The following is a 12,185-nucleotide window of genomic DNA, read 5'->3' on the forward strand; positions in this document are numbered from 1 at the left end:
CGGCGCGTATGCCAGGTTTATTCCGACAAGGTTTCGGCGCCATGCTCGGCAGTGTGTTGCTGCTGGTGCTGAGCGGGTGTTCGCCGGTGCAGTTGCTCAACGCGCTGACCCCGGACAGCACGTACGACAAAACCGCAGGCATTGCGTATGGCGACGATCCTCGGCAGAAGCTCGATGTGTATGTGCCGCATCAGCCTATGCCGGGCGCGCCGGTGGTGGTGTTTTTCTATGGCGGCAGCTGGAACAGCGGTTCGCGCCTCGACTACCGCTTTGTCGGCGAAGCGCTGGCGTCCAGGGGGATTGTCACGGTGGTGGCGGATTACCGCTTGTACCCGCAGGTGCGCTATCCGCTGTTTCTGCAGGACGGGGCGCGGGCGGTGGCCTGGACCAAAGCGCATATCCGCGAGTTTTCCGGCAACCCGCAGCGTTTGTATCTGATGGGCCACAGCTCCGGCGGATACAACGCGGCGATGCTCGCGCTGGATGGCGAATGGCTTGCGGCGGTGGGCATGTCGCCCAGGGATTTGCAGGGCTGGATCGGCCTGGCCGGGCCGTATGACTTTCTGCCGATCAAGAATCCCGAGGTGCGCCCGGTGTTCTTCTGGCCGGACTCACCACCGCAATCGCAGCCGATCAACCATGTCAGTCGCGGCGCACCGCCCGCGCTGCTGATTGCGGCGAGCAAAGATGATCTGGTCAACCCGACCCGCAACACCGGCGGCCTTGCGAGCAAGCTGCGCGAGGCCGGTGTGCCGGTGCAGGATCTGTATTACTCGCGGCCCAGCCACATAACCTTGGTGGCGAGTCTGTCCCGTCCGTTGCGGCGCCTGGCACCGGTGCTCGATCAGGTGGTCGGGTTTATCGCGCACACGCAGGATCAGTGAACGCCGCCCCTGAACCAGCCATCGTTGCGCTTGAGCCACCAGGCTTGCGCGCCGAGGGTCAGGCTGCGCAGCACCATGAACAGCAGAAAAGATATCCACAGCCCGTGATTGCCCAGACCTTGCAGCGCCCAGGCGAACGGCGTTAACAGCACCACCGTGATCAACATGCCGTTGCGCATTTCCCGCGCGCGGGTGGCGCCGATGAACAGGCCATCGAGCAAGTAGCTCCAGACCGCAATCAGTGGCAGCACAGCGAGGTAGGGCAGGTAGACGAACGCGGTGTCGCGCACGCTCTGGATGTCGGTCTGCATCTCGATGAACAGGTGCCCGGCGAGCAGAAACAGCGCCGCAAATCCGAGGCTGGCGATCAGCGACCAGCCTCCGGCCACTACCAGCGATTGCCGCAAAGCCAGACGATCGCGGGCACCGATAGCGTGTCCACACAAGGCTTCGACGGCATGGGCCAGGCCGTCCAGCGCATGTGCGGTCAGCAGCAAGCCATTGAGCAGCAGCGCGTTGGCGGCCACCGTCGAATCCCCCAGGCGCGCGCCTTGCACGGTGATCATGAAAAACACCGATTGCAACGCCAGGCTGCGGATGAAGATGTCGCGGTTGACCGCCAGCAACGGGTGCCAACTCTGCCAGACCTTCAGCGCCGCCCAGGCGATGTGCCCCGGATACGCCCGCAATGCCTTACGTGTCAGCAGCAGGCCAAGCAGGGCGCCGCTCCATTCGGCGATCACCGAGGCCCGCGCCGAACCGACCACGCCCCAGTCCAGGCCGATGACAAACCACAGATTGAGGACAATGTTGATCAGGTTGGTGGTCAGCAGAATCGCCAGCGGCGCCCGGGCGTTCTGTGTACCGAGGAACCAGCCGACCAGTGCATAACTGGCCAGCGCCGCCGGCAGGCCGAACAGCCGTGTGTGGAAGAAATCCCGGGTGAGCTGATCCAGCTCCTCCGACGGTTGCATGAAGTGCAGTGCAACTCCGCTTAGCGGCACACCCAAAGTGCCAAGCACCAGCGCCAGCCCCATCGCCAACAGCAAACCCTGTAACAGAATCTGCCGCAACGCCGCACCGTCGCTGCGCCCGGCGGCTTGCGCGGCAAACCCGGTAGTACCCATGCGCAGAAAGCCCATGGCCCAGGCGAGAAAGGTGTACAGGCTGGCGCCTACCGCCACCGCGCCCAATTGATGGGCGTGGGGCAAGTGGCCAATGACGGTGCTGTCGACCAGCGCCACCAGCGGTACGGAAATATTGGACAGAATCATCGGCGCGGCGAGCGCCCAGACCTTGCGGTGCGTCGAGCGGTCGCGCCAGTCGGCGATCAGAGTGGACATGCGGGCTCCTTGGGGGAGCGGCATTGTAGCGGTAGAAGCCACCCTCACCCCAGCCCTCTTCCAGAGGGAGAGGGCGCCGACCGAGGTGTCTGGCGTCATCCATCGACCTGAGAGCATGTGCCGATTATGGATTTGCTGAAACTCGCTCAAGTCGGTGTAGCTCTTGAATATCCCCCGGTCAGTCCCCTCTCCCTCCGGGAGAGGGTTAGGCGGGCGGCGTTCCGATGAGGGGCTCTTCAACGGCCTAATGAATAATCCAGCTAAGCAGCCACAACCCCAGCAGCAACCAGATAATCCCGGCAATAATCGACGCATTCATGAACGCTCGAATCGCCGACCACAACAGCATCAGCCCTACAATCAGCGCGATGATGCTGATGATCGACGTGTCCATCCCCAGCGTCTTCGCCAGCCCGTCGACAAAGTTGCCGCCGGCATTGCTCAGAATGTTGAACAGCCCACTGAGGCCATCAACGATAAAGCGGATGATCGAACCCAGCGCCTGGCCGAGCCATTCGAAAAAGCTTTCTACCTGCATATGTGCATCCTGATGAAAGGGCTGAGCCTTGGGCCACAACGCGGGTGGCCGAGTTCCCTGCATGATAGACGGTTTACGCTTGCCTTCATGCAGCTTCCCCCCGAAGCTATACGCCTTCAGGAGAGCCCGATGAACCTTGTTGAACTGACCGAACGCCTGCACGCCATTCGCGACCGCAATGACTGGCGGCAATTTCACAGCCCGAAAAATCTCGCCATGGCAGCTAGCGTCGAGATGTCCGAGCTGCTGGAAATCTTCCAGTGGCTGACGGAAGACCAGTCGCGCCAGCTGCCCGCTGACACACTCGCCCACGCCGGGCAGGAAGTCGGCGATATCGTCCTGTACCTGTTGCTGCTGTGCAGCGAGTTGGGGTTGGACATGAATGAAGTGGTACGCGCCAAGCTTGCCGACAGCGAACGGCGGTTCAGCTGATGAGCGACCGGCATTTCGATCAGTTGGCGACGCGTTTCGCCGAAAAAATCTACGGTGGCGCCAAAGGCGCGATCCGTCTCGCGGTGTTGCAGGCTGACCTGGCCGAAGCGCTGCCGGATCGCCCGTTGCGGGTGCTCGACATCGGTGGCGGCCTCGGCCATATGTCGCTGTGGCTGGCCGAGCGCGGCCACGACGTGACCTTCACCGAGCCGGCCGAGCCGATGCTTGAAGGCGCGCGCCAGCGTTTCGCTGAAGCCGGGCAAACCGCGACGTTCATTCAGGCGCCGTGGCAGGAACTGCTCGGGCAACTCACTGAACCGTACGATCTGGTGATTTGCCACGCCGTGCTGGAATGGCTCGCCGAACCCCACGCGATCCTGCCGGTGCTGCATCAATTGACCAAACCTGGCGGCTGGTTGTCGCTGGCGTTCTACAACCGTGATGCGCTGATCTACCGCAACCTGCTCAAAGGCCATTTCAAGAAAATGCGCAAGAACGACATGGCCGGTGAAAAGCAGAGCCTGACGCCGCAGCAGCCCCTCGATCCGCGCGAATTGGCAACGCAACTCGACGGCCTGTGGCAGGTCGAAAGCCAGAGTGGGATCCGCGTTTTCCACGACTACATGCCAGTGGAATTCCAGGCCCGCGCCGAACTTGTTGATTTGCTCGAGATGGAGCTCGCTCACCGCCGTCACCCAAGCTTCGCCGGGCTTGGGCGTTACTTGCACTGGATCTGCCGGCCGATCTGATCGGAGCGCGACATGAAAGCTCAATCCGGGTTATTGCTGATCTGTCTGGGATTGGCTGCTTGCCAGAGCAGCAACCCGTACGTGGCGCAATCGCGGCCCTTGCCGCCGGCGCCGGCGCAAGCCGCCAACACCTTCGATCGCAGCGCGTACCCGGCGCCGCCGCGTGATTATGGGCGTTATCGCAGTTGGGCGTGGCTCAAGGGGCAACTGCCACCGGGCACGGCGTGGGCTGATTCGGCGCAAGTGGCCGAGGCGGTGAGCAATGCCCTCGATCAGCGCGGTTTGCGTCCGTTGCACGACAATCGCCCAGCCGACTTGTTGGTCAGCGCCAATCTGCGTCTGGAAACCCGCTTGCGCCAGGTCCAGGACGACTATGGTTATTACGGTGGCGGATACGGCGGCTATGATCGCTATGGTCGCGGTTATGGCATGTACAACACGGTGCCAATCGTACGTACGTATTCCGAGCAAGTCGTGGTGGTGCAAGTCGATCTGTTCGATGCCGGCAGCGGTCAGCCGGTGTGGAGCGCCAGTGCCGAAACCGCGAACAAGGGCAGTGAAATCGATCGCACCGATTCGATCCGCGAAGCTGTGGAAAAGGCCATGTCGGCGTATCCTCCCAGCTAGCCTCCTGTCGATGAGAGGCTCCCGCAGGTTCATGTCTTCAACCGGAGATAAATCATGTTCCGCCGTCTCGCTCTACTGGCCATGGCCGCGCTGCTCAGCGCTTGCGCCGCCAACCAGGTCAACCACGACTTCGATGCCAGTCGCGACTTTGCCGCCTATCGCAGCTGGAGCTGGAAAGACCCCGCCCTGCAATACCGCCCCGATGATCCACGGATCAAGAGTGACCTGACCGAACAACGCATCCGCCAGGCTGTGGCCGATCAGCTCGACCAGCGCGGTTTGCGTCCTGCGGCGGCGGGCACCAAGGGGGACTTGAGTGTGCAGACCTATTTGATCGTCGAGGATCGTCAGCAGCAGGTGACGACCAACTACGGCGGCGGTTGGGGTGGCCCGTGGAACGGCTACTGGGGCGCGCCGATGTACAACGAAACGCGCAACATCACCTACAAGGTCGCGACTATCCAGATCGACCTGCTCGACGGCAAGGACGGCAAACTGGTGTGGCGCGGCAGCGATGAGCAGATGCTCGCCAGCAGGCCGAATCCGGAGGATCGCAGCAATGCCATCCGCGAGACGGTCACGCGGATTCTGGCCAACTATCCACCGCGCTGAATCCGTTAAAAAGTGGGAGCTGCTGAGCTCCCATTTTTTTGTTCCACCATAAACTCTAATGTGGGAGCGAGCCTGCTCGCGAAAGCGGAGTGTCATTCAACTATTATTTATCTGACACGACGCCTTCGCGAGCAGGCTCGCTCCCACAGGGATGTTTGTCTGTTCGAAATGGCGCGTTGCCATTAGGCGCGTCTACACTCAGTTGCATCAATGGAGGTCACGGCAAAGGAGTGCGCCATGTCGCCTCGTTCGCATTTCAACGGCCCGGCCCGGCAACGCGGGGCAATCGGCTTGATGGCGGCGGCCACCCTCAGTCTGGCGGTGGTGATGCTGTTGCTGGTGGTCGACACCGGCCGCTTGTACATGGAACAACGCAAATTGCAGCGGGTGGTCGACAACGCCGCCCTCGAAGCCGTGAGTCGTGGCGGCAATTGCCTGCCGGGCCTGAGCGCCGCCAGTTATGCCGGGCAAAGCGTCGTGCGCAATGGCTACATTGTCGATGCCAGCAATACCCTCGCCACTACGTGTGGCACCTTGGTGACCGCCGCCACCGGCCTGCGCACATTCGCGGTGGATGCCACGCAAGCGGCGGCGGTGAAAGTCGTCGCCAGTCGAACCGTGACCACCAGTTTCGCTGGCGGCGTGCAGGCCCTGTTCAGCGGGACCCCCGTCAGTCTCAACACCACGCTCAATGCCTCGGCGGTGGCTGCCAAACCGCAGCCGACGGTGGCCCAACTGAATATTCGCAGCACCCTGGCCAGCATCGATACGGCCCAGTCGAACATCCTCAATCCGCTGTTTTCCGGGCTGCTCGGCGGTAACGTCAACCTCACGGCGCTGGGTTGGGATGGTCTGCTGAACACTGACATCAACCTGCTCAAATACCTTGATCAACTGGCGATCAATCTCAACGTCGCGGCGGGCAACTACACGCAGTTGCTCAATACCCAAGCGACCGTGACGCAACTGATTCAGGCGGCGGCGACGGTGGTGCAACTCAATGGCGCGACTGCCCAGGTGATCACCGCGCTGGGCCAGTTACAGGTAGCGGCGATCAATGCGGCGCCGGTCAAACTGGGCGACATCCTGCAATTGCAGACCGGCACCACGGCGGCGGGGCTGGACGCCAATCTGCAACTGCTGCAACTGATTCAGGGCGTGGTGCAACTGGCCAACAGCAAGAGTGCGGTGGCGGCGACGTTGCCGATCAGCGTGCTGGGGCTGGCGAATGTCACGGTGCGGGTGAAGGTGATTGAGCCGCCGCAGTTTTCTGCGATTGGCGATCCGGCGCGGGCCAAGGCGAATCCGTTGGGGCCGGATCGGATTTATGTCCGAACCGCGCAGATTCGTACGATGCTGTCGGTGAACTTGCCGGTGCTGTCCGGGGTGACCGGGCTGGCCAATGCGGTTGTCGGGCTGGTCGGGACATTGACCTCTACGGTCAATGAACTGCTGCATCTGAATCTGGTGGCGGTACTGAGTTCGGTTATCTGCATCGGCTGCCAGCAGTTGGATCCTCTGCTCCTGCCGTCGCCGAGAATCGACATCAGTCTGGATGCCGGCGGCGCTAAAAGTTATCTCACCGATTACAGCTGCCCGACGGACACGACCGGCACCAAGAGCCTGACCGCACACACCGTCACCTCGATTGCCGATCTCAAACTCGGCAATATCGACGCCACCAATGCGTTTTCATCCGCTGCCGAGCCGACGGTCGCGCCGCTGGCGCTGATCGATTTGGGGATTGCCACGTGCTACAGGGTCGCCGGGCTCGGCAGTTGTGATCCGCACTCTCATATTACCTATGGCGCTGGTGGCATCGCGATCATGCTCGACACGTCGGTCGCGCAAAGCTCCCAGGACCTGCTGTTTTCCAGCGGTACGCCGTTCACCACGCCGGCCAACCTCAAATTGCCACCGAGTATCCAGTCGGCGGCTCCGACCAATAATATCGTCGGCAGCCTCAGCAACACGCTGGCGGGGATCAATCTGATTGTTTACAAACCGCAGAGCGGTAACCCGTTTGGCGCCATTGTCACGGACGTTGCTTCGCTGATCAGTGATGTCACCAGTAAATTGCTGCCAGTCGTGACCAACCTGATCAGCCCGTTGCTCGACCCGCTGCTGAACAACCTGCTCAAAGGTCTGGGCATCAATCTGATGGACGTCGACGTCGGCGCCAACATGACTTGCGGCCAGACCGGCAAGGCTTATCTGGTGATCTAGGCATCAGGGGCAATCGGCAGCTCGATGCAGAACCGCGCACCCTCCGCCGAATTGCGCACGCTCAACTCGCCGCCCATGTTGTCGATGATGCCGTAGCTCACCGACAGCCCCAGCCCGGTGCCGACGCCGATGGGTTTGGTGGTGAAAAACGGCTCGAAAATCCGCTCCAGCAAACGCGGATCGATGCCGCCCCCGTTGTCCTCGACCCACAGTCGCACATGCTGCTCATCACGTTCAGCGTAGATTGAGATCCACGGTTTGAAGCTTGAGTCCTTCTCGCGTTTGCTCAGTAACGCATCCCGCGCGTTGACCATCAGGTTGATCAACACCTGCTCAAGCTGATCGACGTAGCCACGCACTTGCACCTCGAACCCTGTCTCGCTGATGCGCAAGTCTACGCCTTTACCGCGCATGCCTTCGGCCAGCAGCGACAGCGTGCCTTCGATGGCCGAGGCGGGGTTGAACAGTTGCTGCTCGATCTCCGAACGTCGACCGAATACGCGCATGTGATCGACGACTTTCGCTGCCCGCTGCACCTGCGCATCGATGCGGTTAAGTTTGTCGGTCAGGTAATCGACCTGCACATCGCCGTTGCCCAGGCGCTTGAGCACGTTGACGATGGCCATGCGCATCACGTTCAGCGGCTGATTGATTTCGTGGGCCAGGCCGGTGGCCATTTCGCCAAGGGTGGCCATTTTCGCGCTTTGCGTGAGTTGCTGCTGCGAGCGGCGCACCTCGGTGTTGTCGCGGCCTACCGCTTGCACTTCGATCAACTGGCCGTGCTCATCGAATACGCCGCGATCGGACCACACCCACCAGGCGTGTTCGCGGCCGGGCAGTTGCAGGCTGATTTCCGCGGTGCTCACCGGTTGCTCTGCGGTCAGCGAAGCGAGGCGCTGGACGAAGGCGGCACGTTGTTCGTCGGACATCCAACTGCCCAGATCGACCCCCGGCAACTCTTCCGGCGTGCATTCCAGATAGGTCGCCAACGGCCGGTTGCCAAACGTCAGAGTCAGGTCCGGGCGGTAACGACAGATCATCGCCGGTGAGTCCTCTACCAGGATCCGGTAGCGTTCTTCACTCTTTTTCACCTGTTCAGCCGCGAGGGTCGCTTCAGTGACGTCCAGCCACAAACCCACCGCCTCCACCGGCAGGCCGAGGTCATTGCGCAGCAGTTTGGCTTCATCAAGCAGCCAGTGATATTCGCCGCGTTGGTCGCGCAGTCGATAACGCGTGCGCACTGAACCTTCACGCAGCAACTGGCGGCTGCGGGCGAAATACAGGTCGCGGTCTTCAGGGTGGATCATCTCGACCAGTGCGCCGTCGCTGCAATCCACCAGGCTCCAGCCCAGCAAGGGTTGCAGGCTGGCACTGAAGAACGCCGGGATCAGCGCGCCTTCGTGGTAGTGCTGGACGTAAATCACCGCCGGCGAACTGGCGATCAGGTTGTCCAGCCGTGCATGCGCGGCGGCGGCCCGTTGTTGCTGGTTCTGGATGTCGCTGATATCGAGCATGAAACCGACCAACCGCCGTTGCGTGCCGTTGCCAATCACTTGGCCCTGCACGCGATACCACATGGGCGCCTGCTCGTTATTACCACTGTGCAGGCGCACCGATAACGTCAGGGCTTCACCGTGTTGTTGCAAGGCTTGCAGACGACTGCGCAACTCGTCGCGGTCGGCGGGATGGATCTGTGCCAGCCAGTCTTCCAGCGCTAATCCGCCAGGGTTGACGTTCAGGGCCGCCGCCAGCGCGGGGGCCAGTTGAATGTGGGCGTCGCCTGCCAAAATCTCCCACCAGCCGGTGCCGAGCAGGGTTTGCAGCGCTTCGATCCGTTCCAGTTGCAGGTGATGTTGCTGTTCGCGCAGGCGCCCGAGCAACGGCCCGGCCAGCGCGGCGAGCAGCGCTATCCAGTCGCGCTCGGTCAGGTAGGGCGCGGCGCTATCCACGGGATAAAAACCGCAGAGCAGCCAGGCCACCACGCCGCGTTCATCGCTGTACGGCACGGCGAAACCTTCGGCATTGCCAAACAGAGCCTGCACCCGTGAATGTTCGTCGAGACCATGGTGCGCGCCGACACGCTGTGGCGCGGCGCCGTTGAGGCTGTCCAGGGGCGTGCCGAGACGTTGCTCGTCATGCCACAAGGTTGGCGCATCGTGGGCGCGATACTGGCGATAAATCTGCCAGTCCTGTGCCTCATCATCGAGCAAGGCCAGTGCCAGACAAGGGATATGCCAGCGCTGGGCAATCACCTGCAGTTGTTCGCTGACGATCACCGGCAATCGCAGCTGGCTGCACGCGCGCAGCTGTTCGCTGATCTGCCCGGCCATCAATTGGCAGGCGTCACGGTGGCGCGATTGCTGGCGTTCGATTAACAGGTCGGCGATGTCGATCAACTGCATCAACCAGCCTTCGCCCTGCGGCTGGACCCAGCCACGCACGTGCAAGGGCTGCTCGCCCAAGCCCGAAAAGTCGAGATCGAGCAGTAGCCCTTGCCACTCCCTCGGCCGACCTTCGATGGTCAATGTGCTGTGCGGCAACAGATAGGCACTCAGTGGCAAGGGCTGATTGTGGGGTTTGTGCTGCGCCAGCAGATGACGTAACGGGCCAGCGATGTGCAGCACGCCAGCGTCGTCGTTCAGGTACAGGTGCAAGCCTGTTGCGGGTGAGCCGAGTGGGTCGGGCAACTCGTGGGCGGCGGGCGGTGTGCGTTTGAGCAGGCGCCCGAAGAGCTTGTCCCCCGAGGTCAAAATTGCAGACTCGAGGTGGCGGTCAGGTAGGGCGGCAGATTGGGCACTGTGCCGATGCCCGGCAGCACCAGAAACGGCATGACCTGATTGAGTTTGCTGACCGGATAATTCACTTGCACCGTCAGCAGGCCCGAAGCGCTGTATTGGACGCTGGTATCAACGCCGATCACCAGGTTGAAGATCGGCCGGATCCACGACAATTGCTGGGTCAGGGTGGCGTTAGCGGTGTTGATCACCACCGTTGAATAATTAGGTGTGTTGGGGTCGACCGCGACGCTGCGGCGCACCGCTTCGGACGTGGCCTGATTGAACGATTGCATCATCACCAACGGCAGGCTGTAGCTGACCAGACCGTAGAACACGGCGAAAAAGACGATGAACACCAAGGCGAACTCGATCGCCACCGCACCTTTTTGCGACTTCCGAAAGCCGGTTTTCATGAGTGCGTCTACCCTGACTGTCACTGCGTAGTATCAGCATAGAATCATTCAGCAAAAACGGACGGTTTTTACCGGATGCACAGTTTTGTCCTCCTGATATGGCTGGTGTTGTGCGCGGCGCAAGACGCCCGCCAGCGCCGCATTGCCAATGCTCTGACCCTCGGCGTTGCCGCGCTGGCGCTGATCTGGCTGTTGTCGACCGGCAGCACCTGGCTGGGCGCGGAAGCGGCGCAGGGTGGTTGGGCTTGCGTGATTGCGCTGGCACTGACCCTGCCGGGTTTTTTCATGGGCCGCATGGGCGCCGGCGATGTGAAATTAATGACAGCTCTGGGGCTTGCGACGAACGGTCTGTTCATTCTTGGCGTATTTATTGGCGCAGGATTCGCCAGCGTGGTCTGGATGCTGCTGGCGCCAAGAGTCTGGCTTCATATGAGTCAAGGGCTTAGAGAACGTCTGCGATATATGGGGCCATCTATGTCAAAAAAGCTGCCATTTGCTCCGTTTGTGCTGGTTGGGACGCTACTGGTTCTGTTTTGGATCCATTAGTCGCCAAGCGCCACTAGTCCTATGTACATAGTCGGAAAGTACGTCTACTTTCAAAGGAACTGGTTATACAGCCAAAGGCTGGCAGTACAGGAATGGTCAGCTTTGGCCTGGGACATGGAGTAGCGCGTGAACAAGCTTACGTCTGCGGTAAAAGTCCTCGTGGTCGACGATCAGCCGTTGATTGTGGAGGAATTGTGCGAGTTTCTTGAAAGCAGCGGTTATCGCTGTGTGCCGTGTGAGTCCAGTCAGCAGGCGATTGAGCGTTTCAGTGAGGACGCGGAAATCGGTCTGGTGTTGAGTGATCTGCACATGCCGGACATGGATGGCATTCAGTTGATCCAGGCGTTGCAGCGGCTGGCGGGCAAGCATCGGGCGTTCGAGGCGATCATGCTCACTGGCCGTGCTGACAAGCAGGATGTGATCAAGGCGTTGCGCGCAGGGATTGCCGATTATTATCAGAAGCCGATTGATCTGGAGGAGTTGCTCGAAGGGGTGCAGCGTCAGGAGTTGGCTTTGCAGGAGCGGCAGAAGAATCTGCAACTGGGGCATTTGAATCAGAAGTTGCAGTATTTGTCTGAGTCGATTGATGACCTGTATCAGGATCTGGACAAGGTGCGGCGCAATCCTTCGACGGTGGCTCGCGATGTGTCGGGTGGTGAGTCTGCCGAGGCTGAGGCGCAGGAGATGCCGGCGATTTTCAGTCAGTTGTCGCCGCGGCAGCTGGATGTGGCGCGGTTGGTGGGCAAGGGGCAGACCAATTACCAGATTGCCTGTGAGTTGGGGATTACCGAGAACACGGTGAAGCTTTATGTTTCGCAGGTGTTGCGGTTGACGCATATGCATAATCGGACGCAGTTGGCCTTGGCTCTGTCGCCGAGTGCTTCTGCTTCTCGGCAGTGGGTTACGGCGCATTGACTTGGCGGCCTTTGGGCCGACCATGCTCTTGGGGTTTTGGGTGAATATCCGTTGCTGCGGGTGTTGCCGCTGGCGGTTCCGCTCTTACAGCGGGTCACTTTTTCAGACGCCAAAAAGTAACCA

General features: G+C 61.0%; 12 protein-coding genes. 8 read left to right on the forward strand and 4 right to left on the reverse strand.

Features of this window, described 5'->3' with window-relative positions:
• Positions 1-8: 8 nt before the first annotated feature.
• Positions 9-884 carry an alpha/beta hydrolase gene (locus ACWR1S_RS19420; RefSeq protein WP_454564626.1) on the forward strand — a complete coding sequence of 292 codons (876 nt, stop codon included), beginning with the start codon at positions 9-11 and terminating at the stop codon, positions 882-884.
• Here ACWR1S_RS19420 and ACWR1S_RS19425 read toward each other — a convergent pair.
• Together ACWR1S_RS19425 and ACWR1S_RS19430 are read right to left on the reverse strand one after the other, a co-directional pair.
• A complete protein-coding gene (locus ACWR1S_RS19425; protein WP_454564627.1) occupies positions 878-2,227 on the reverse strand; it encodes an MATE family efflux transporter in 1,350 nt (449 codons plus the stop codon). The two genes, ACWR1S_RS19420 and ACWR1S_RS19425, sit on opposite strands and share 7 nt — an antisense overlap.
• Positions 2,228-2,471: 244 nt before the next feature.
• Positions 2,472-2,765 carry a hypothetical protein gene (locus tag ACWR1S_RS19430; RefSeq protein WP_064388791.1) on the reverse strand — a complete coding sequence of 98 codons (294 nt, stop codon included), beginning with the start codon at positions 2,763-2,765 and terminating at the stop codon, positions 2,472-2,474.
• Between the two features lie 129 nt (positions 2,766-2,894).
• On the opposite strand from ACWR1S_RS19430, the gene ACWR1S_RS19435 reads away from it, so the two are divergent.
• The 5 genes from ACWR1S_RS19435 to ACWR1S_RS19455 all read left to right on the forward strand — a co-directional run bounded on the left by ACWR1S_RS19435 (position 2,895) and on the right by ACWR1S_RS19455 (position 7,411).
• Positions 2,895-3,197: a MazG-like family protein gene (locus tag ACWR1S_RS19435; RefSeq protein WP_454564628.1), complete on the forward strand. Its 303-nt coding sequence runs from the start codon at positions 2,895-2,897 to the stop codon at positions 3,195-3,197.
• On the forward strand, positions 3,197-3,946 hold the full coding sequence (locus ACWR1S_RS19440) for a methyltransferase (protein ID WP_454564629.1): 750 nt from the start codon (positions 3,197-3,199) through the stop codon (positions 3,944-3,946). The genes ACWR1S_RS19435 and ACWR1S_RS19440 overlap by 1 nt, the downstream gene beginning before the upstream one ends.
• A gap of 12 nt (positions 3,947-3,958) precedes the next feature.
• Positions 3,959-4,573: a DUF4136 domain-containing protein gene (locus ACWR1S_RS19445; RefSeq protein ID WP_454564630.1), complete on the forward strand. Its 615-nt coding sequence runs from the start codon at positions 3,959-3,961 to the stop codon at positions 4,571-4,573.
• Between the two features lie 54 nt (positions 4,574-4,627).
• Entirely contained in the window at positions 4,628-5,185 is a 558-nt protein-coding gene (locus tag ACWR1S_RS19450) for a DUF4136 domain-containing protein (protein WP_454564631.1), read from the forward strand.
• Between the two features lie 237 nt (positions 5,186-5,422).
• On the forward strand, positions 5,423-7,411 hold the full coding sequence (locus tag ACWR1S_RS19455; protein WP_454564632.1) for a pilus assembly protein TadG-related protein: 1,989 nt from the start codon (positions 5,423-5,425) through the stop codon (positions 7,409-7,411).
• On the opposite strand, the gene ACWR1S_RS19460 is transcribed toward ACWR1S_RS19455, so the two are convergent.
• Positions 7,408-10,161, reverse strand: a complete 2,754-nt coding sequence (locus tag ACWR1S_RS19460; RefSeq protein ID WP_454564633.1) for a PAS domain-containing sensor histidine kinase — start codon at positions 10,159-10,161, stop codon at positions 7,408-7,410. The two genes, ACWR1S_RS19455 and ACWR1S_RS19460, sit on opposite strands and share 4 nt — an antisense overlap.
• The gene (locus tag ACWR1S_RS19465; RefSeq protein ID WP_242208428.1) at positions 10,158-10,601 is read right to left on the reverse strand and encodes a TadE/TadG family type IV pilus assembly protein; all 444 of its coding nucleotides are present in this window, start codon (positions 10,599-10,601) and stop codon (positions 10,158-10,160) included. Before ACWR1S_RS19465 ends, ACWR1S_RS19460 begins: the two co-directional genes overlap by 4 nt.
• 75 nt (positions 10,602-10,676) lie before the next feature.
• Here ACWR1S_RS19465 and ACWR1S_RS19470 point away from each other — a divergent pair, with 75 nt between their 5' ends.
• Together ACWR1S_RS19470 and ACWR1S_RS19475 are read left to right on the forward strand one after the other, a co-directional pair.
• Entirely contained in the window at positions 10,677-11,147 is a 471-nt protein-coding gene (locus ACWR1S_RS19470) for an A24 family peptidase (protein ID WP_454564634.1), read from the forward strand.
• 126 nt (positions 11,148-11,273) lie between these two features.
• Positions 11,274-12,062, forward strand: coding sequence for a response regulator transcription factor (locus ACWR1S_RS19475; RefSeq protein ID WP_454564635.1), 789 nt, complete (start codon positions 11,274-11,276; stop codon positions 12,060-12,062).
• Positions 12,063-12,185: the final 123 nt, after the last annotated feature.

It is taken from the genome of Pseudomonas sp. AIG, assembly GCF_977020205.1.

Coding starts and splice junctions, on each gene's coding strand:
- ACWR1S_RS19420 (WP_454564626.1), top strand. CDS start 9: ATGCCAGGTTTATTCCGACAAGGTTTCGGCGCCATGCTCGGCAGTGTG.
- ACWR1S_RS19440 (WP_454564629.1), top strand. CDS start 3,197: ATGAGCGACCGGCATTTCGATCAGTTGGCGACGCGTTTCGCCGAAAAA.
- ACWR1S_RS19445 (WP_454564630.1), top strand. CDS start 3,959: ATGAAAGCTCAATCCGGGTTATTGCTGATCTGTCTGGGATTGGCTGCT.
- ACWR1S_RS19470 (WP_454564634.1), top strand. CDS start 10,677: ATGCACAGTTTTGTCCTCCTGATATGGCTGGTGTTGTGCGCGGCGCAA.
- ACWR1S_RS19435 (WP_454564628.1), top strand. CDS start 2,895: ATGAACCTTGTTGAACTGACCGAACGCCTGCACGCCATTCGCGACCGC.
- ACWR1S_RS19450 (WP_454564631.1), top strand. CDS start 4,628: ATGTTCCGCCGTCTCGCTCTACTGGCCATGGCCGCGCTGCTCAGCGCT.
- ACWR1S_RS19465 (WP_242208428.1), bottom strand. CDS start 10,601: ATGAAAACCGGCTTTCGGAAGTCGCAAAAAGGTGCGGTGGCGATCGAG.
- ACWR1S_RS19425 (WP_454564627.1), bottom strand. CDS start 2,227: ATGTCCACTCTGATCGCCGACTGGCGCGACCGCTCGACGCACCGCAAG.
- ACWR1S_RS19430 (WP_064388791.1), bottom strand. CDS start 2,765: ATGCAGGTAGAAAGCTTTTTCGAATGGCTCGGCCAGGCGCTGGGTTCG.
- ACWR1S_RS19455 (WP_454564632.1), top strand. CDS start 5,423: ATGTCGCCTCGTTCGCATTTCAACGGCCCGGCCCGGCAACGCGGGGCA.